Origin of the sequence: Clostridium sp. (assembly GCF_036643715.1) — a bacterium.
In the GTDB taxonomy this organism is placed as follows: domain Bacteria; phylum Bacillota; class Clostridia; order Clostridiales; family Clostridiaceae; genus Clostridium.
Genome location: NZ_JAVXRL010000001.1, coordinates 108,278 through 130,238 on the forward strand (window position 1 = coordinate 108,278; position 21,961 = coordinate 130,238).

General features: G+C 29.9%; 16 protein-coding genes and 1 pseudogene. 3 read left to right on the forward strand and 14 right to left on the reverse strand.

Translation table 11 applies throughout. From position 1 onward, the window contains the following. Positions 1–7 precede the first annotated feature (7 nt). Positions 8–856: pseudogene (locus RSF37_RS14765) on the forward strand (M15 family metallopeptidase); the annotation flags it as partial. Next, positions 842–1,897, forward strand: coding sequence for an amidase domain-containing protein (locus RSF37_RS00540; RefSeq protein WP_442878511.1), 1,056 nt, complete (start codon positions 842–844; stop codon positions 1,895–1,897). The pseudogene RSF37_RS14765 and the gene RSF37_RS00540, both read left to right, overlap by 15 nt. Positions 1,898–1,958: 61 nt before the next feature. Here the strand turns inward: RSF37_RS00540 and dhaM are convergent, their stop codons facing one another. The 11 genes from dhaM to RSF37_RS00595 all read right to left on the reverse strand — a co-directional run bounded on the left by dhaM (position 1,959) and on the right by RSF37_RS00595 (position 18,789). Continuing rightward, a complete protein-coding gene (dhaM, locus tag RSF37_RS00545) occupies positions 1,959–2,348 on the reverse strand; it encodes a dihydroxyacetone kinase phosphoryl donor subunit DhaM (protein WP_332562415.1) in 390 nt (129 codons plus the stop codon). A gap of 28 nt (positions 2,349–2,376) precedes the next feature. Continuing rightward, entirely contained in the window at positions 2,377–3,000 is a 624-nt protein-coding gene (gene dhaL, locus RSF37_RS00550; protein ID WP_332562416.1) for a dihydroxyacetone kinase subunit DhaL, read from the reverse strand. Between the two features lie 30 nt (positions 3,001–3,030). Further along, a complete protein-coding gene (dhaK, locus tag RSF37_RS00555) occupies positions 3,031–4,029 on the reverse strand; it encodes a dihydroxyacetone kinase subunit DhaK (protein WP_332562417.1) in 999 nt (332 codons plus the stop codon). A 119-nt stretch (positions 4,030–4,148) separates the two neighbouring features. After that, entirely contained in the window at positions 4,149–4,376 is a 228-nt protein-coding gene (tlp, locus tag RSF37_RS00560) for a small acid-soluble spore protein Tlp (protein WP_332562418.1), read from the reverse strand. Positions 4,377–4,506: 130 nt separating this feature from the next. Continuing rightward, the gene (locus RSF37_RS00565; protein ID WP_332562419.1) at positions 4,507–5,079 is read right to left on the reverse strand and encodes a hypothetical protein; all 573 of its coding nucleotides are present in this window, start codon (positions 5,077–5,079) and stop codon (positions 4,507–4,509) included. A gap of 70 nt (positions 5,080–5,149) precedes the next feature. Further along, positions 5,150–6,313, reverse strand: coding sequence for a class I SAM-dependent methyltransferase (locus RSF37_RS00570; RefSeq protein WP_332562420.1), 1,164 nt, complete (start codon positions 6,311–6,313; stop codon positions 5,150–5,152). Positions 6,314–6,455: 142 nt separating this feature from the next. Beyond that, positions 6,456–10,097: a sialidase domain-containing protein gene (locus RSF37_RS00575; protein ID WP_332562421.1), complete on the reverse strand. Its 3,642-nt coding sequence runs from the start codon at positions 10,095–10,097 to the stop codon at positions 6,456–6,458. Positions 10,098–10,175: 78 nt separating this feature from the next. Further along, positions 10,176–16,016 carry an endo-alpha-N-acetylgalactosaminidase family protein gene (locus RSF37_RS00580; protein ID WP_332562422.1) on the reverse strand — a complete coding sequence of 1,947 codons (5,841 nt, stop codon included), beginning with the start codon at positions 16,014–16,016 and terminating at the stop codon, positions 10,176–10,178. Between the two features lie 456 nt (positions 16,017–16,472). After that, entirely contained in the window at positions 16,473–17,096 is a 624-nt protein-coding gene (locus RSF37_RS00585; protein ID WP_332562423.1) for a DUF1847 domain-containing protein, read from the reverse strand. 40 nt (positions 17,097–17,136) lie between these two features. Beyond that, positions 17,137–17,928 (reverse strand): sulfite exporter TauE/SafE family protein, encoded by a 792-nt coding sequence (locus tag RSF37_RS00590; RefSeq protein WP_332562424.1) that lies wholly within the window; start codon positions 17,926–17,928, stop codon positions 17,137–17,139. A 243-nt stretch (positions 17,929–18,171) separates the two neighbouring features. Next, a complete protein-coding gene (locus RSF37_RS00595) occupies positions 18,172–18,789 on the reverse strand; it encodes a hypothetical protein (RefSeq protein WP_332562425.1) in 618 nt (205 codons plus the stop codon). Positions 18,790–19,030: 241 nt separating this feature from the next. Here RSF37_RS00595 and RSF37_RS00600 point away from each other — a divergent pair, with 241 nt between their 5' ends. Then, positions 19,031–19,951, forward strand: a complete 921-nt coding sequence (locus RSF37_RS00600) for a deoxyribonuclease IV (protein ID WP_332562426.1) — start codon at positions 19,031–19,033, stop codon at positions 19,949–19,951. Between the two features lie 64 nt (positions 19,952–20,015). On the opposite strand, the gene RSF37_RS00605 is transcribed toward RSF37_RS00600, so the two are convergent. From RSF37_RS00605 to RSF37_RS00615, 3 genes are read right to left on the reverse strand one after another with little or no spacing between them, the layout of a single operon-like run. Continuing rightward, positions 20,016–20,678 (reverse strand): hypothetical protein, encoded by a 663-nt coding sequence (locus RSF37_RS00605; protein WP_332562427.1) that lies wholly within the window; start codon positions 20,676–20,678, stop codon positions 20,016–20,018. Continuing rightward, positions 20,679–21,245 (reverse strand): hypothetical protein, encoded by a 567-nt coding sequence (locus RSF37_RS00610; protein WP_332562428.1) that lies wholly within the window; start codon positions 21,243–21,245, stop codon positions 20,679–20,681. It lies immediately after the preceding gene. Positions 21,246–21,285: 40 nt separating this feature from the next. Continuing rightward, positions 21,286–21,945, reverse strand: a complete 660-nt coding sequence (locus tag RSF37_RS00615; RefSeq protein ID WP_332562429.1) for a hypothetical protein — start codon at positions 21,943–21,945, stop codon at positions 21,286–21,288. Between the last annotated feature and the right edge of the window lie 16 nt (positions 21,946–21,961).

Consider the following 21,961-nt stretch of genomic DNA (forward strand, 5'->3'; position numbering starts at 1 on the left):
TACAAACATTAAGTTACCTGTTTTATCAATGAATGATAAAACTTACGAAACAATAATGAAACAAGATTTATTAACCTTAATGCTCGCCTACCCAGGCTATATTACTAACATAGAAAAAAATGGCGATAAAGTATATTGTATTATGAAATCTGGACGAAAAATAGTTTATGACGACAAGAAAAAGAAAAGCTATGAAGAGATGTTACTAAATCCAGACCTCCAAGATATGCTAAAAGATTTTTATCCCCTTAGTAAAAATAGTACTATTATGCCTAAAAACTTTGATCCAGGTAGAGCTAGACATTATGATCTTTTAAATGAAGTTTATGGAAGCACAAAGAAATCAGTTGAAAAAAATTTAACTAATTTAAAGTATTGTTATCCAAATTATCAGTTTAACAGCCAAAATAATTGTAGTAATGCTTTAGACTTGTCCCTAAGAGAACTAATATCCCTTTCTAAAAACAGATCTGATATTAGTAATCTTCTTTATCCCGGAAGTGGAACTTACAACTATAGGGTTATATCTGGTACTGAAAGGCTTAGTCCACACGCGTATGGTATTGCTATAGATTTAAAAAGTGATAAACGTGATTACTGGAAGTGGTCTACTGAAAAAGATGGTTCTAAAAGAGTATCAGAATATCCAAAAGAATTAGTTGAAATCTTTGAAAAAAATAATTTTGTTTGGGGCGGGAAATGGAATCATTTTGATATTTTGCATTTTGAATATAGACCGGAAATAATTATAAAAGCTAAATATTTTACTAATTGGAAAAATGAAAATAATTGGTATGATGGTGTCCCATTAAATGATACAACTTTAAAGTACATTAATACAATTGAGACCGTACTTGGTGATACAACAGTTTCAAGCAATATATTATCCAAAACTACTTTAGATAACGAATGGAAACTTTTTGTTGAAAATATTTTCTTAACTAAAAGTAAAGCAATATTAAATAAAGACTTAGAAGTTATTAAGTCCCTATATGATACTAATATCAAATTCGGACAATGGGCATACGAATATGAAGAAAGTAAATCAAAGTATATTAATAACTGGGCAAACAAGCAAGGAGTTGAATTTATAGATATAATACCTAATGTAATTATTCGTAAAGGAGTTACTTCAAAAAATTCCTCATCATTTTATGTAATGTGTAATACTGAATATAAGTACATTTATAAAGACAGTCCAACTGAAATAAATAGCTCTAGAATAGGTACATATCATTCACTTCAATTATCTAAAAAAGATAATACGTGGATTATAACAAAAGAGTGGTATACAGACCCCTTTGCTGATTCATTAAAACTAGAACAAATTAAGGCTTGTGATATAAAAGAATTTATATCAAGTAAAGAAAAACGTGATTTGTCTAACATTCATGAAAAGAGAAAGTCTGCTGTTTTATACGCTAAAAAATATTGTGGTTCAGCTGCTTCTCCTGATATTGGATTTAACTATAATAAAAAATATAGAGATTTTAACTGTGAAGGTGGAGATTGTGCAAACTTTGCTTCTCAAATACTTCATGAAGGTGGTGGTTTTAAAAAGACTACTGCTTGGAATTATGAAAAAGGTAGTGCAACTGGCCCTTGGATTAATGCTGATAGCTTTAATAATTATATGATTTCTAGTGGAAGAGCTTATGTAATCGCTAAAGGAAGTTACGATAATGTTTATAAATCTTCATTTAAATTACTTCCAGGAGACTATGTAGCTTACGAAAAAAAAGGAGATATAACTCATATATCAATGGTTACTGGTATTGATTCAAAAGGTTATCCTTTAGTAACATGCCACAATACTGATAGAAATGATGTACCTTGGGACTTAGGTTGGAGTAATAAAGGTATTAAATTTTGGCTTGTTCGTGTTGGTTATTATTAAAATTTAACATTAATAAAATTAAAATCCTGAAAGATATTTCTAACACCTTTCAGGATTCTTTCTAAATTTTATTCAATTTTAAAGGTTCAAGTGTATTTTTTATACTTTCTATACTTGATCCTATACTTGTTTCAACAGCAGCTGTTATAGCCCCTTCAATAAGTGCACAATCAATCAATTCTACTTTCTCTGTATCAATTTCTCCCATTAAGAAGTCAACAGCCATTTCAGCATTCATATAAGCACTGCCTAAATCAAATAATACTAATACACCCTCATCAGAATAAACTTCCTTTATTGCATTAGATATTTTTTCTACGTCAGTTCCTATTCTGCCATCATCTGTTCCACCAGCTGCTACAATTGGTGCTTCTGGTGCCATTTGTAATGCCATTTCAACAACACCTTCTGCAATTTTACTACTGTGTGATATTATAACTATTCCTACCATCTTTAAGCTCATCACCTTTCACTAGTATCTACTTTACTTCTTCATAAATAGTTTCTAAAATATAGTAGCATGAAGTTGCTCCTGCATCTTGATGACCTATACTTCTTTCTCCAAGATAACTTGCTCTTCCCTTTGTTGCTTTAATTGTTTTAGTAAACTCAACACCTTTAAGTGCTGCATCCTTTCCTTTTTCTAAAACAGTTATATCATCATCTCCATCTTCTATAGCCTTTTCCATAGCTTTAATAGCTGGTGCTAATGAATCTATGATCGTCTTTTCTCCCTCCACAGCTTTTCCTCTTTGTTTAATGCCATCTAATGCCATTTTTAAAGCATTTACAAATTCATTTATATTAATATCCTTTTTACCATTAACTGCTATAGCAGCTTTCATAAACGCAGTTCCATAAAGAGGGCCTGATGCACCACCAACATTTGTAACTAATGCCATTCCTGTTTTCTTAAATATATCCCCTATATTATCTCCATTATCATCTTTTAATTTTTCAACAACTGCAGTGAAACCTTTGCTCATATTAAGACCATGATCTCCATCACCTATAATTGCATCAAGTTCTGTTAAGTAAGCCTTATTGTTATCTAATTTTATATATATTTTATTTAATATTTCTATTACCTTTTTACCATCCATATTTGCATTTCCTCCTAGCTATTAACTCTCTTATAATGTCTTTAACGCAGGTGTATCAGATTTTGCATCCAATAATTTTTTAAGTTCATCATCAAGCTTTAATAATGATACTGAACATCCTGACATTTCTAGTGATGTCATATATTCTCCAACAAAAGTTTCATATACCTTCACTTGTATATCCTCAAGCATTTCTCTAACCTTCTTATTTATTATATAAAGTTCCATAAGTGGTGTACCAGAAAGACCATTTATCATAACTGCTACTTCATCATTTTCATCTAATTTCATATCTTCAAGAATTTTATTAACTAATTGAGCTGCAATTTCATTTGCTGTTAAAATTTTTTCTCTATGAGTTCCAGGCTCACCATGAATCCCCATACCAATTTCAACTTCGTCTTCTGCTAATTTGAAATTTGGTTTGCCAGCTGCAGGTACTGTACAAGATGTTAATGCCATCCCCATACTTCTAACATTATTAATTACTTTTTCTGCAACATCTTTAACTTCTATAAGAGATGCTCCTTCTTCAGCTTTTGCACCTGCAATTTTATGAACAAACACAGTTCCTGCAATACCTCTTCTACCTGCAGTATAAAGGCTATCTTCTACAGCAACATCGTCATTTACCACAACTGATTGAACCTTTATTCCTTCCATTTCAGCCATCTCTTGTGCCATTTCAAAGTTCATTACATCACCAGTGTAATTCTTTATTATAAGAAGTACACCTTCTCCATTATCAACTTCTTTTATAGCTTCATAAATTTGATCTGGTGTTGGTGATGTGAATACTTCTCCACATACTGCAGCATCAAGCATTCCGTATCCTATATATCCTGCATGAGCTGGTTCATGTCCACTTCCACCACCACTTACTAAAGCAACTTTTCCTTTATCTTTACTATTTTTTCTTACTAATACATCAAAACCATCTATTCTTCTTAAGTGGTTATCATGTGCATAAAGCATTCCTTCTATCATATCTTCTAAAACATTATCTGGATTATTGATTAATTTCTTCATAATTAATTCCTCCTAAATTTCCTTAAAGATTATTTTGTGTATTCGTTTACTATTTATAGTTTAATTATACCAAAAAAACACTAATCATTAAAGGTTAGTGCTTTTCTGTTCTATATTAATTATTTATATCCATTTTCTTTATCAAGAGCTTCTTCTTTTATTTCTTTTCTCATACCATTTAATGCTTCTGATCTTCTATTGTTTTTTTCTTTTAATGTTTCTTTCATCTTTTCATCATCAGTTACTTCAATCATCTCTTCAGCAAGATGAATATTCTCAATTGTATTACTAATATTATTTTGGATTCTATCTACATTATCTCTTCTATCATCGGGTTTATTTTTCATCTCTTATCGCTCCTTCACATATATAAATTTCATTTTTATTATGTGTATATTGATTATCTTTATCCTCTGAAATAACTTACAAAAAAGGGACTTAATCAATATAAATTAATAAATCCCTTTTAAATCAAATTTATTTAATTGTATTTAATACAAATTCTCTAAATGTATTAAAGCTTGCTTTTTCTATAGTTGCACCTTTATTTATCTTACCACTAACGAAATTATATTCTGCTGACCCATAGTTAAACCCTGGATCTGCAATTATTAAGCTAGTCTCTGATGTTCTATAAGGTACCTTTTCTTCTAATACTTCTCTACAAAAATCTAATACTTCTAAATAGTTTTCAATATATCCACCCTTAACCATGTTTACTATAAAGAAGAATAAATTATATCCTCCAATTAATGCTTGCATCTTTCCATTTTCCATATTGAATACTTTTCCTGTACTATAGAAGAACTTAAGATTTTCAAAAGTTAATGTTTTGTATTCTCTATCAATTACTAATCTTTCATCACTTATACTTTCAAGATCCTTCAGCATGTTTTCAAATGAAGTTCCTTGTATAATTGCGTTATCACTTATAACTTGTGTAAACCTTTCTACTGCATTTTCCATATGCTTATTCACACTTATTATTTGATCATTCATTGATACTGTAAATTCACCATTTTCATATATTAAAGTAACTTTATTACTCATAAAACTCTACCTCACTTTTAATTAATAATCATTATTATATCATATAGATTATCATTCAAACAACAGTATTTTATATTAAATTATCTTCTTTTAATAAATTAAACAATGTTGGATTAAAATTAAATTCATCCATTAAACTTTTTACTTCATTTAATGCCTTTTCCTTTTTCTCCTTTGTTACTTTTCCTTTTGATGCTCTTATTAAAATATTTTTAGGAGAATGTGCTATATCAATAAATTCTAATAGTTGCGTTTTATACCCTGCTGTTTCAAGAAGGTTTGCACGAACAGAATCAGTCATAAGTGCCGCAATTCTCTCTTGAACTATTCCGTATTTTGTCAGTAATGATAATTTATCAGTCTTCATTTGATGATTAAATTCATGCTGACAACAAGGAACAGAGAATATCATTTTACTATTCCACTTAATAGCATTGTATAGAGCATAGTCTGTTGCAGTATCACAGGCATGTAATGTAATTACCATATCTACTTTATTGTTATACTTAAATCCATTTATATCTCCAAGTTCAAAATGAAGGTTTTCATACTTATATCTCTTTGCTATATCATTACATTTTTTAATTACATCTTCTTTAAGATCAAGCCCAATCATATTTACATTTATCTTTTTAATTTCAACGAAGTAATAATATAATACAAACGTTAAATAAGATTTACCACACCCAAAATCTAAAATAGTAAGTTCTTTGTAATCATTTTTCTTAATTTCATCATCAATTATTTCTACAAATCTATTTATTTGCTTATACTTATCATATTTTGAATTAACGACCTTGCCTTCTTTTGTAAATACCCCTAAATCAATTAGAGGTTCTATTATCATTCCTTCTTTAAGTATGTAATTTTTCTCTTTATTATGACTTTTTTTAACTACACAATCATTACAACTTTTCTTCTTGCTTAAAAACACTTTGCCTTTTTTAGATATTTTTAAATCAAATGTAGTTTCCTTTGACCAAGCTGATACTTGCTTATAATTGTTAGCTACGTATTCTAAAACTTTCTCTTCTAAATCTAATTTATCAATATTTTCATGAAACACTTGCTTTTCTGTATACTTTTCTATTTGGTAGTATTCTTTTCCGTTATTTTCTTTTAATCCACATACTATCTTTTTATATTCAACATCTTTATTCATTGTATTACTAATAACTACTTTTATAATGTCTTCTTTTATAATTTCATTAATTGCTTTCTTTAAATCTTCCATATCTTCACACCTTATCATTTATTTCAATAATCATTTTATTTGTGAATATATTATAGCATATCATATAAATATTTTTTATATTTTATTAAAGAAATAGGAGTGTAACACCATAAGTTACAACTCCTATATAAATATTTTTATTCTACTTCTTTTTTCTTAAGAATGTTGCACCAACTGCTGATGTTATTACTCCAAATAAACTCATCAATCCTGTATTCATACCTGTTGATGGTATATTATTATTCTCAAACTTTGATGGTTCCTTTGGTTTATTTAAATCTGATGGATTTTCAATATTATCATCTTTTGGCTTTTCATCAGAAGGTTTCTCATCTTCAATTGGTTTATCAGTCTTTTCTTTTAAATTTTTTACAGTCCTTTCTAAAGATTTAATTGAATTGTCTACTTCCTCTTGGGTAGCTTCTTCATCATTTAATACTTCTTTGGCATTGTCTATCTCAACATTTAGTAAATCTACACTTTCTTTTGTGTATTTAGATAAATCAATATCTTTCACTTCATTAATAAGTTCCTCAAGTTTTGATTTATCTGGACTTAACCTTAAATCTAAATATGCCTTCATTAATTTATTAAATGAATCATTAACTTCTTTTTGCATAGCATTCTCATCTGCTATAACTTTTTTACTTTCTCCTAAAGCCTCTTCTAATTTACTCCATGTTGATAGTATATAATTATCCTTTTCTAATGAATCAATTATATCAACTATTTTTTGTAGTTCTTTCTTATCACCTTGCTTAAATTCTAGCATGTGAATTGATGTCATAAGATTTTTAAATGCAATATCTACATTTTCAGCTGTTGCATTTTCATTTTCAAACACTTCTTCTGCTGCCTTTAAATTACCTTTAAATGCCTTAACAACCTTAGGAATTACACCTTCAAGTGCTCCATTTCTCTCTGCATCCTTTGCATAATCAATTGCCATTTTTAAAGAAGTTTTATCAACTTCAACTACTGAATCATTCTTAATATTAATATTTACTTTTGTATCAATATCACTATTTAAAGTACTTACCTTGCCAGTAGTTGTTACAAGTTCTAAATTGTCCTGTGCCTTAATAATCATTTTGTAGTCACCATCTTTTATTGACTCTGGTATAGTACCTGTGAAAATCAATGTACTTCCATCTTTGTTTTCAGTCATTTTTAATGTTGCTTCGCTACTACCTATTCCAATTTTAATATCTCTATTTCCAATTAAACTAACAGCTTGATTGAATTTTACGCTTATTTTAAATTCCTCTCCTTTAGCGTAGCTCTCTTTTTTATCTATAAGTTCTACTTTATCTACTTTGGCAGATACTGCACTTTCAACTAAATTAGCCTTAATAAAATCAGTATTCATCTTTCTATAAGACATTTCTTCGCTTCCAGTTCCTTCATAAAATACCCCAACATCACCATTTTTAAGTTCTGTTAAACATGAATATGCATAATATCCTGGTACTATTGATTGATTGTACTTCCAATCAAACGTATATTTTTTTTCTCCATTTGAATAAACTCCATTTTCTTCAATCAATCCTATTCTTACTGTACCGTTGCTTCTATTATCAGCATTTGGGTTTGCAAAAATTACTGCTGGTTTACCGTCTATAAGTTTACTATAATTGATAACACTTAGTTGGCAATATGGTTCTCTTAAATCTCTGTCTTCTGAAACTTCTTCATGCCATGTCTCTCCACCATCAAAACTTGTAGCTATTCTAACATAGCTTCCTGTATTTCTCATAAATAATTTCAACTGACCGTTTGGCATTTCCACAACTTGGCATTCCGTTAATTGGTTTCCATTTGTTATAGTATCTGAATTTTGTGCATGATCACTTCTACTATCATTAGGTGATTCTCCAATATCCCAAGTTTTTCCGTTATCATCGCTATATATTACTGCACTTGATTGGAACCCACTAGGATTTGTATAGTATACGGGGAACACTAACCTTCCCTTTTTACTTCCAGTTTTTATTTGTATTCCTCTTCCAGGACCTGTTCCTAAAAATTTCATCCAATCTTTCTTTACTTGTCCTGATATTAATTTTGGATCACTCCATGTTTTTCCATCATCTATACTTTCAACTAAAGCTAAATATGCTGTTCCAAACGCTTTAAGTTTTGATGACGGTAAAAATGTATTTCCTATTGCTTCAGCCTTTCCATCTTCGTACAAATAATTATTTGCATCAACACGATACTTAGTTACTCCTCCATTAGAGTCATATACTCTTCCACCTGGTTTTATATAATATTTATTTCCTTTTGCGGCCTGTCCAGTTGTTCCTTCTCCATCATATAAAAGCATACAGTTCTCGCCTTGAAACTCTTCAAATCCAGTTCCCTTTCTTGAAGCTCCAAACCCATAACCTTCTGGAAATGCTGTTATAAATAAAAATACTTTTCCATCTTCATTTTGTAATAATGCTGAATCAATTACAGATGCGCTTCCTGGATAATCAATTATCTTCTTTCCATCAATCCATGTAGCTCCACCATCTTCACTTCTTTTAACTGCCGCATCAATGTTATTTGGAGAGTCTCCTCCATGACTTATTCTAGCATCAATACCTGCTATTAATGTTCCATTTTGAGTTGTTAAAAGGGATGGTATTCTATAAGCTTTAGAACCTAAATCATTAGGTTTAAAAACATCTACTGGCTCACTTAAATATGCTCCATCTGGAAGTGGCAACTTATCTAGCTTTGTTTCTCCGGTCTTTCTAATTAAATAATCATCTGATAACACTTTTCCATATACATTAACAAAGTCAATATCTCCAGTAAAATTATATTCATTACCACTTGATCTGTCTGTCCTTCCAACATTGACAGAATTTATTCCTTTAATACTACTAATAAACTCTGATGATGCTCTATTATTAAAATGTACTTTCTCACCATTTAAATATATTGTATATCCAACACCCTTTTGCGCTTTAAATGCTACAGTATTTATACCTTTATTTAAAGTTACACTAGCGCTTCCATTTATATTAAATGAAGTTCCATCATCACTTCTTATTTCATATCCAAGCTTTCCTCCACTTACATATATATGGAAGTGACTTGCACCTCTTGCATTGTTACTTACCCCTAAAATAGTTTGTATTCCATCATTTTTATTGTCAAACCTTGCAATTACAGTTCCTTCTTCTAATGTTTTAATCTTTTCTGCATCGCCATTAAACGCTCCACCATTGCCATCCTTTATTCTTAAATTTTCATATGATACAACTTTTTCTGCAATACCTTCAGCTTCATAAACGTTTACCTCTGCAATACTTGCATATCCTGAAACCCCCTCTAAAACCTTTATAGTTAAATTATCAGATTTTATTGGCTCATCAAATCTGATTACATGGCTTAGTTCAGAAGTTTTTAAAGTACCGCTCTTTACAACTTTATCTGCTGATATAATTTCATATTTTTTAATCTTACCATTATCTCCTGAAGTTCTTGAATTAATTTTTATAGACGAAATATTCCTTTCTTTTCCAAGATTTAATTCTAGACTCTGAGGTAATTTTTCACTTCCATCCCAAGGTGTATGCCATATACTTTCAAGATTTCCATCAATAGCATTAGTTGCCGGATCTGAACTTTGCTGTGATGTTGCCTTAACACTTAATTCTCCTCTTGGTATTTCTCTTTCAATAACTGGCTTTTTCACCCCAACACCTTGGCTTGCAAAAACCATATTTGTAATATTTCCACTTAGGATAACGGTAGCTAAAGTTATTGCTATTATTTTCTCTCTTTTCATTTAGTTATCACCCCTAATAATTTTTTATAAAAAGGGACATAGCTCATATACTATGTCCCCATATTTTTATTTTGACTTTTACTTTTTCTTTCTTAAGAATGTTATTCCAAGTGCTGATGCTATTACTCCAATAAGTCCCATTGCTCCAGTATTCATACCAGTTGCAGGAATATTTCCATTACCATTATTTGCTCCTGGTGTTGTTGGATTTGTTGGTTTATTTGGTTTATTTGGCTTACCACTGTTATCACCTGGTTTGTTTGGTTCAGTTGGTTTTTCTGGTGTTTTATTTAGTTCTAATTTACTTTGAGCATCATTTAATGCTTTAAGCGCTAAATCTACATCTTCTTGTGTAGCTTTTTCATCTAAAAGAACTTTTTTAGCTTTATCTAAAGCGTTCTTAAACTCTTTAAATGTTTTCTTAGTGTAATCCTCTTCCTTAAGTTTCTCAGCTGCTGTTATTGCCTTTTCAAGTTCAGCTCTATTAACACCATCAACTTCTGGAATTTCAACCTCTTCTAAGTTATCAATCGCCTTTTTTAATGCTTTAACTGTATTATCAACTTGATCTTGAGTAGCTTCTTCATCTCCTAATACTTTCTTAGCCTTTTCAAGTTCAGCCTTTAGCTTCTTTACACTCTTCTCAGAGTATTTTGATAAATCCATATTTTCAATTTCATTAATCAAATCTTCAAGTTTAGATTTATCTGCCTTTAATCTTAAATCTAAATATGATTTCATAAGCTTATCAAAAGATTCATTTACTTCTGCTTGCATAGCATTGGCATCTTCTAATACTTTCTTAGCATTTTCTAGTTGTTCTTCTAATGGAGTCCATGTTGAAGATATATACTCCTCTTTATTTAAAGAATCAATTATATCAACTAACTTTTGTAGTTCTTTCTTATCTCCTTGCTTGAATTCTAGCATGTGGATTGCATTCATTAACTTTTTGAATACAATATCAACTTGAGCTGTAGTTGCACTTGCATTTCCATATACTTCTTCTGCTTCTTTTAATGCGTCTTTAAATTCTTTAACTACTTTAGGAACAACTCCTTCAAGAGCTCCATTTTTCTCTGCATCCTTAGCATAGTCAATAGCCATCTTTAATGCATTCTTATTAACTTCTGGATCTTCTGGATTTCCTGAATCACTTTCTCCAACTGTTATAATAACCTTATTGGATTTAACACTTGTATCATTCACTATTACTTCAGCTTGTACTGATGCTTTTCCATTTTTAAGTCCTTTTATTTTTCCCTCTTCAATTGAAACGACACTTTCATCAGAAATAATATAATTTACTTCTGCCTTTGATAAGTCAACTTTCTCTCCATTACCCATAAGTGCATTTACGCTAAAGTCAGCAGCTAAATTAACTTCTAACTGATTTAATACAGTATTCAAATTAACATTGGAAAGTTTTGAATTTGTATCTTCTTTTACCTCTTTTACATAAACATTATCTAAAATTAATTCTGAATACCCACTACCTTTATCTACTGATATATAATAATCATCTTTATCCCCTGTAGTAAATGTCTTTGTAACTTCTTTTGAATTAGTGTACTTTCCACTTTCAACAGCTGTGTCTCCAAGCGGTATATTTACTAATGTTCCACCTGATTTTGATTTAATATTAAATGAATATCCAGGCTTCGCATTTTTCAATGAATATAAGAATCCTAATTCATATTTAGTATTTGGTTCTAAATCAAATGTTGATGAATCAGTTATAAACATTTGACCAGTTTCTCCATCTTGTTGATTACTCTTTAATGAGAATCTTCCATCAAGTACCCAACTCATTTTTTGTCTTCCATATAAGTCCTTTTCTGCTAAGTGAGTTCTATTTGAATGTCCTCTACCAGGAGCTAAATAAAACGGTGTAATACCTTCATCTACATTTTCAAAGTCTTCGTAGAATACATATCCATCTTTATTAGTATGTCCTGGATGATCCCATATTCTAAAGTCATCTACTATCACATCTCCAGTTCCTTCTTTCGCCTGAAGATATATTTCAGCATTTTTAACTCCATCTGGTACTGTAAATTCAACTTCCATTCTTACAAATGGATCATCAATCCATTTATGACCTTCACCTTGTCTCTTAACTCCAGCCCTTGTTATTACATTAGTAACTTTCTCATCACCAGAATTAACTCCTAATGTAACCTCTCTATTTCCATCATTTCTAACCCATGCAGATATAGAATACGTTTTTCCTGGATCTAATCCATCTATATTTTGACTTATCTTACCATCTTTATCTTTTATTGAAACAACATCATTACCTTTTCTTGTATTTCTATCTTCATTTACAAAACTAATATGGTCAGTACTTCCACTTTTTGATTCTTTATTCCATACATTCCATGTTTGAGAATCAAATCCAGGATCCTTTATCTGTGCTCCTTGTCCCCATGAATCAATTCTCTCTTCTTTAACTTCTCCTTTAGTAACAATATATGGTGTATCCTTTTTAACATCCAAATTAACTCTTCCATCAACAACTTCAACTGATTTCACTTTAGTTCTACCTACATCTGTTAATTCATAAAGTTCAACATTTGCAAGTCCAGACCAGCTCTTAGGAAGTTCCCAATCAGAAGTAGTTCCAAGTGGATTCCAGTGATATATCTTTTCATCTTCTTCAACTGGGTTCCATGGTAAGAATAATTTAGTTTTACCAATTCCAGTTTCTCCAATAGAATTTTCAGGTGTTGTTGCAACTAATCTACCTTCTTTATAGTAGTTAATATCAGCACCTTCTCTAACAGCCTTTAAGCCTTCATTAAATTTAACTTCATCTTCTGTCATTGACATAATTTCAAAGTGTTGCATATACTTTGTTGGTAATACTTGATTGTAGAATACCTCTGTTCCATATTCACCTTCAATTGTATGCTTTGTACCCCATCCACCTGATAAAAGATGTTTATTTCCTTTTAATAATGGATCTGATAAGAATCCATCTTTAGTATCATTTTTTATAAATCTTAAAATTTCACTTGTTCCACCTTTGTTTGGATATGCTGGATCTGCTCCCCAATGTGTCCAAGTTACATGTTCTTCAAGTGGACTGTGAAATTCTGTAGCTACTTGGTAATCTAAACTATTTAGCTTCTCACCAAGCTGATGTGCATTCCATCCATTACCTGTGTAAACATCAACATATACCCATCCTAAATCTGGAGCATCCTTTTTAAGCATATCTAATCTTCTAAATAATTCTCCATTAACTACATCTGCTCTTTGATCAACATAATAAGCTTGATCTAGCCAGTTCCATCCAGCGGCATTCTCATTTACACTTCCATTTTGAGGATATTGGAATGCATCTTTTTGATATTCAGTAGCATTTACGTGAACTCCAATTTTAGCATTGTATTTCTTACCTTCATTTATTAAAGTATTAAAATCTTCTTTTCCACCTTGTCTTATTCCAATATGTCCACCATAGTCTGGAATTGAATCATCATGGCCTTCTGCTTGATATCCTTTGTGAAGAACCATTTGTCCAAATCCATCAGTATAATTAGATATTTTCTTTACAGTATCTAATGATCTTAAGAATGGATTTTGAGTATAAGCAATATTAAATGCTACATATGATAAGTTGTTTTTAATATCTTCTCCACCCATAGGAACTTTCATATTTCTTCTATATTCAATTGCTGCATCTTGCCATGTAACTTTCTTATCATCATTCATATCTTTTGTAATCATTACTTCTGACCATAACTTTCCTTCATCATCAAAGAATTCAGTTTCTGAGTCTAAAACTTCTCTATATGTCCAAGTGCCTGTTCCCATACCTGTACTCTTATAGCCATTTTTATTTTGAGTATTAAGAGTTATTCTATTTGAATACTCAACAACATTATTATCCATAGTTATAGCAAAATCATTATCATTTATAAAAGCATATGTCTTTCCTTTAACTGATGGGTCAATATCTTCTACATTTTTTATTTCATCAGTTATTTCATGCCATGCACCTGTTGATAAGGTAGCTGCAATTGCTCCACCATTGCTACTCTTAACAGTTGCAAAACTATGATTTGGGAAGTTAACTTTTTGTACTTTAAAGTCTCCACCTTCCTTAATATCAGTTACTTCCATTCTAAGTTTATTGCCTTCAACTGACATTTTAACTGTTAGTGTAACATCTTTTTCTTTAATATTAAGTGTATAAGTTGCTACATTATCTTTTACTTCACATGTAACTTCTGGCGTATACTTAACATTATTAAGTTCAACTTTATTATATCTATCTTCCTGTCCAACTAGGTTAGATTTATCATCTTTCCACTCATATCCGATTACTCTTGGGAACGTATTATCTAGTTGAACCTTCATTTTATCTGATTCTATAGTCTTAGCTTGTACTTCTGGTAATTCACCTTCACTCTCTTGTGTGATTTCATCAACTGATAGGTTATCTAATGTAATATTCTTATTTCCAAACCACCCAACTAAACCTATCTTACCCCCACTTTGTGGTAAACTTCCTGAAGTTGCGTTTCCTAGAAGAATATCATCAATCCATAATGATATATTATTATCTTCAACTCTAAGTTTCATTTTATAGTTTTTATTAGCTTCTAGTTTTAATGAACCTGGGAATGAACCATAACTTTCTTTAGCTCCATTCATAGCCTTCCATACCCAAGAGCCAGCATCATAACATACAGCTCCCCAGTTATCTTTGTCTTTTATTCTAAAGCCAAGTCCAATTCTTCCACTTTCATTATCTACTTTAAAGTTGGTCTCATAAGTAAAGTTCTTTACATTTGGTGATTTCATATCCGCTGCAACTGCGACACCATTCATAGGAACTTTTAAAACACCATTTGTAACTGACGGCGTTCCTGATCCCTTTAATATTTTCCAGTCACCACTATTCTCTTCACTTTCAAAATCTGTGCTATAAGAATGTTTTTCTCTTACTGTTATATTTGCCTTTGCTTTTGGAGCTTTATCTGTTGCTCCTTTAATCTTACCTTCTACAACAAAATTTCCTTCCTCTGCATATTTTGAAGGATCAATATAATCCCAAATTACAACTTCACTTCCTGTTGTACCATCACTGTATGTTACATCTACTCTATAAGGAAGTTCTGGTTTTGTCTTTGATAATGTCTCTACATTTACATTTTTGACCTCAGTAATATCATCAACTAATGCTCCGTCTAATGACTTTATTTTTAAATAGTCAACCTTTACATCTTTATTATCAAACCAAGTTCTAAATCCAAATTGACCTTCCTCAGTTGGGAAATTGTCTAATGTGATATTTTCACTAAATATTTCTTTATCATTTACAATTAATGTTAAGTTGCTCCTCTTAACGATAACCTTCATTTTCACCCATTCACCAGCTTTAATCTCTGGACCTTTTATATTATCTTTCCATGCAGTTGATGATTCTATTAACCATGTTCCAGGAGATTCTCCGCCATTATATCCTACAAATCCATAATTTTCTTTTGAAGTCCCTCTAAATACAAGTCCAAATCTGCCAGGCTTTTCACCTTCAGCAGGATTTAGCTGAAATCTTGTTTCAGCTTCAAAATCCTTTAATTTAGGACTTTGATCTTCAACAAAAACAAATTTATTGCCTTTATCTTTATTCCGTTTAATTTCTAATGCACCCTTAACACCATTTTCTTCATCAGCAAAATCAAAGTTTTCTTTTACTTCACCATCACCTTCTAGTCTTTTCCATGAATTACTATCATGATCACTATATTCTTGATCATACGTTAGTTTATCTTCTGCTTTCTGAGTAATCTTAACGTTTACATCTTTCCATCCATCTGCTAATGCAGAAATAGGAATTTGTCCCATTATTACTGCTCCAGCAATAATAAGCGAGATATTTCTGTTCATGGTTCCTCTTTTTTTCATTTTCATTCCCCCTAATTTAATGAGTAATACCGCTCCTTTTTCTCATATCACGTTAATTGTAATTCTTTTCCATATAGCTGTCAACGCACTTATTTCAGGGGTTTTCAATGATTTTTAGGTAATAAAAATTTCATATTTTTCTGTATTTTACTATGCAAAATAATATATATTTTATTTTTAAGAACTTATGTAAATAAGCTATTTATCATAATTTAATCAATATTTTAATCAAATTATAATATTGATTATTTTTACTCTTTTTTACTTTAATTAACCTTGTTTTTTCATATTTTATTAAAACTTTAAATTATTTCCCATTAAATTGTTGTAAAGATTTTACATAATATTATGGAAATATTACATGTTTTTATGATAAATTTATCAAGAAAAAAGAGTTATATCAAAAAACTAAATTTAGTCTTTTAATATAACTCCTTATAATCTTATAAAATATTTTTATTTAAATAATTTTTTCTTGTAGTAAGCATTAGCTTGGTAAACTGCTCCTAATGGATTATGACATAATACACGATCTTTTACTGCAAATACTGTTATCGGTGCTTTCGCATATTTCATAAATAAAGTATCATGACCTACACATAATCCAAGCAATATATTAAGTTCAACCTCTTCCTCATTTAGAAAAAGTGCTTGTCCTATTGGATTGCACATCATATCATTTTTAACATAATGATCTTTTTCCTCTTGTTCTATTCCAAGAATACCTTTTAAATTTGCACCATTTTTGCATCCTATAGATACAACTTCAAGTCCATTATTCTCAAGTATTTTAACAAATGTATTAGCTTCATCATGAAGTCCCATGCAAAAAGCTACTCCTACACGTTTGTAACCCATTTTTTTAGCAAACTCTATTATTTCTCTAACACGAGTCCAGTTGCAATTTCCTTCTCCCTCAACTAAAGTAGCTTCTTTCTCTATTTTAAGGTTTTCACCTGTATACATTTCTCTTGCTTTTTCTTGTAATTCTTTGTTTCTACTTGGACAAAGCTTCTTTGGCATTTTACTTTCATCTTTTTCTGTACATCCTCTTAATTGACATTTTGCACATATGCTCATATTAGTCTACCTTCTTTCATTTAATTATTAATAATACTAATTATGCGATTTTCCCAACATATCCCATGAAGTTATATAAGCTTATAACTATTACAACTACTACGAGTGTTGTATAAACTTTATCTACCCCTTTTAAAGATAATTTCTTAGATATCATAGGTCCAATAGTTCCTCCAAGTAATCCACCTGCTAACATAAATAAGCAAACAGCTAATTCAAATGATGGAACCTTACCTCTAAATATAGTAAATAGGAAACTTGCTAATTGTGAGAAGAATATAATATAAATTGAGTTAAGGGCCGCTGTTTTTGTATCCATAGCAAAGAATAAATATAATATCGCTAAATTAATAGGTCCTCCCCCAATTCCCATGAATGCTGAAATTGATCCTAAAAGTAAACCAATAACCACACATGCAATATTGTTATTTACATCATATATTTTGAATTTGCTCTTATTTAATGTAAATATAAGTACACCAATTGTTACGACAGCCAGTAACATTGATTGTGCTGCACCTACTACAGCATCATTTCCATAACTTGTCCTTATAATGTCAAATATGTATTTTCCAATGAGACCCCCTATAGCGCCTCCAAGTGCTAATAGCGTTCCTTTCCTTTTATCAATCTTTACAGTAGAATTCCTACTTTTAAACAAAGTCATGCTAGTCATTGCTAAAACTGTACACCCTGATAAAAAGCTTATTGTAGATACATTTAATGTTCCTAATGCATCTAGTACAGGTTTAATAATAACTCCACCGCCGATACCACTAATTGCACCAACTATGCAAGAGCAAAGACATACGAAAAAGTAAATAATACTCATACAAACCAGACTCCTTCCATAAACTATTTATAACGTTATCATTGTTATAAATTTATCATACCACTGTAATTATCAATTTTGAAATAGCTATTGCTTATGATAAGTATAATAATGTCTTATGCATAATTTAGAATAATATACATATTATTGTTTTTATGCTTAATAATTGTATATATCTAAAAAAAAGGTTACTTTGTATAATTTTTTTGTAATTTATACAAAGTAACCCTTCTTTAAATTATATTATTTTACAGTAATTTCAGCATCATCTAAAGTTACGTATTCACCATCTTTTAAAGTTATCTTTTCAGTCTTTTTAAATTCTTTCTTTGAAACTAAACTATCTTTAGTATGTTTACTATCTTTATAAATTTCCACTGTTCCATCATCTTTAACAGCTTTAACTTCATAAGTTCCAGCTTTTATATCTCTTGGAACCTTATACATTCCATCTTTATATACTTTATCTTTTGGTGTGTTAGTTGGAGCTTTTTCCATTTCAAATATATTTCCATTTTGTACATCAAGGAATTGACCATTTTGAACTGTTACATAAACATCCCCATCTATTGATTCATCATAAATTGCATCTTCTTTCTTACTATCCTTTGCAACTAAAATTGATGTTTCAACTTCCTTATCTATTTTATCCCTAGCAACTAAATACTCTCCTGCTGGCAAATCCTTACCTACTTCGTATATACCACTCTTATACTCAATTATTTTATCATCCTTTTTAGTTTGTTCTACTTGAGTTTGATTTTTTGAAGTATCATTTTTATTCTTATCTGAATTTCCACATCCGACTAATAATGATGCGCCAATAATTCCAATTAATGCTACTAACATAGCTTTTTTCATAAAACTACCTCCTTTTTATATAGTCTATAAAACTTATATAAAATACTTTATTTTAAGTATACTCCTTAGAGTTATTAAAAAAATTGATTAGAATCACACATTATTTTGAACAATTTTTTAAAAAATCATGACTTGTCTTATTAAAAGATTTTATTTATTTTATAATAAAGACTTTTAATTAGCCCGTATTTCGAAGTATAATAGTTAAAAAGTATATTTTTTTAAGAAAGGAAGAAACATTATGATAAAAATTGGATCTCATGTTGGAATGAGCGGAAAAGATATGCTACTTGGATCAGCTAAAGAAGCTGCATCTTATGGCGCAAATACTTTTATGATATATACTGGAGCCCCTCAAAACACAAGACGTAAAGATGTAAGCGAGCTTAATATTGATGCTGGCTGGGAATTTATGAAGGAGCATAATATTGATGAATTCATAGTTCATGCACCTTATATTATAAATCTTGCTAATACAGTAAAGCCTGAAACTTTTGAACTTGCTGTAAATTTTTTAAATTTAGAAATTCAAAGAACAGAGGCTTTAAGAAGTAATACTATTGTTTTACATCCCGGCGCTCACGTTGGTGCTGGAACAGATGCAGGTATTAATCAAATAGTTAATGGTTTAAATGAAGTATTAACTAAAGATACTAAATGTAATATAGCACTTGAAACAATGGCTGGAAAAGGTACTGAAATAGGTAGAAACTTTGAGGAACTTGCTAGAATTTTTGATGGTGTTATATATAATGATAAACTTAAAGTGTGTTTTGATACTTGTCATACAAATGATAGCGGTTATGATATAGTTAATGACTTTGATGGAGTTATGAATGAATTTGATAAAATAATCGGTAAAAATAATATAGCTGCATTCCATTTAAATGATAGTAAAAATATACGTGGTGCAAAAAAGGATCGTCATGAAAATATAGGTTTTGGTAATGTTGGATTTAAAGCATTAAAATATGTTGTTCACCATCCTGACTTTGTGAATGTGCCAAAAATATTAGAAACACCATATGTTAAATTACCAGACAATGATAAAAAATCTGTACCACCTTATAAGTATGAAATTGAATTACTTTTAAATAATGATGATATTTCAATTACTAACGAAGAATTCGTTAAAAATGTTATTGAATCAATGAAAAAGTAACTTCTAAAAAATATAACGTGAGATATTTAGATTTTTAATATCTCACGTTATATTTATTTTTGCATTAATTATTACTATATGGTTTATTAAATAAACCTTTTATATAAATCTTATTTTTAGCACCACTAGCTATCCACCCAAAACTTCCAGCAATTGAATAAAGCCTCTTACTCATATTTATATTAGAAAATATATCCACATCAAGTCTATCACCATAATTTATTGATTCACTTAATCTGTCTAAACTTTTTTTAACATTAGACTTTATTTTAGCTTCCCATGGTATTTTTTCACTTCCACCTAAGAAGCCCCCTCCACCAATTCCTACTCCTCCTCCGTACTCTAAATTAACTATGTGATTAGTGTAATTTCTGAGTACTTTTAAAGCGTATTTGTTTTGTTCTCCTTCAAAAAATCCACAATTAACTATCCCATATAATACTATCTTTTTATCTATAATAAAGTTCTTAGCATAGATTTCTAATTCTTCTAAAAATTTTATAACTGTAGACGGTAATGAATCAACATACAGAGGAAAAGTTAAAAGTATTATATCTGAATTTAATACAATATCATATTTATCTTCATTCCTTATGGCCTTGTCCGTAATATTTATTTCTTTTAAAGCATTTCCATCAGAAATACTTTTCTTTACTGTATCTAATAAATATTTACTACAGCTTTTTTTACTTTTTGGACTTCCGTTTATTAAAACTACGTTTTTCATTTACTTACCTCCACAGAATAAATCTAATTTACTAAATAATTCTCTTTTAAAATTATTATTTTCTATTATTAATAATTTGTTTTCTGTGCTATGAAGATTAATCATATTTCGTTTTACTATATCTTCAAATGTTATCTTTTCATCACTTAATAAATTAGTACTGTATCCTATAGTAAATATTTTAAAGTCTTTCTTGTATCTTCTTTTATGATGCATCTCTCCATCTATCATCTTAAAAAATGGAGCTAAATTTGGTATTAATCTATCTAATGCAACTTTAAATGTAGATGAATACATTCCATAGTTTATTTTAGATACAAATATTATATAATCTGACTTTACAAATAACTCATTTTTCACTTCATTTTTATCATTAATAATGCATTTCCCAGGTGTTTTAACCCAACAATTAAAACATCCTAAACAGCTTCTTAAATTCATTTCATCTAAATATAAAAGATTCTTCTTAAAATCTATACTAAAATAACTATTTATTGAATCTATAATTTCATCTCTTAATTCTAAATCCTTTTCATTTCCATCTATAATGACCAAAATATTTTTCATAATATACTAACCCCACCATATTAATTATTTATTAAACCTACTACGGATTTAATATTTTATGCTTTATGAATTTAGAATAGTCCTTTGTAATCACTAATATATCTATTGGTCCTCCACAGGTTGCAAGTCCAGTTCCAAACCTTTGAGTCTTAATTGTTAAATCCACCATAAATTCTGAAAAATCTATTCCATCCTTTAATTGCATGAATTGCCAATCTATTTTCATTCCATTATCAGATGCAATTAGACTCATCAAAATATTGCTTTCTCCGTCCCAAGATGCACCAGCTACTATATTGTCTTTATTTAAATTTGGTCTTATTATCTCATCGTCTTTTATATTATAAACGTACTGCTCGTCCTTATAATATCCGCAAACATGATAAATAACACCTTTTCCATGCTTATCCATTGTGTAATCTACTAATTTTCTAACTATATCTTTAATGTTGTCATTTTCAGTAACTTTATCTATTTCAAAACTTCTTATAAAGTCTCCTACTGACTTACCAGCAATTCTTGCATCACCACAACAAGATATACCAATAGAATTATTTTTTATTAAAAAAAGTTTCTGTGAGTTATCACTTAAAGTACGTCTATCTTTCGTACCATCTGCATGTGTTGTCATCCCAGTTAATCTACTATCTGCTGCCATTGCAATACCTTCTGGTAAAAATACTGTTGCAATTATAGACATACAATCATCTCCTTTT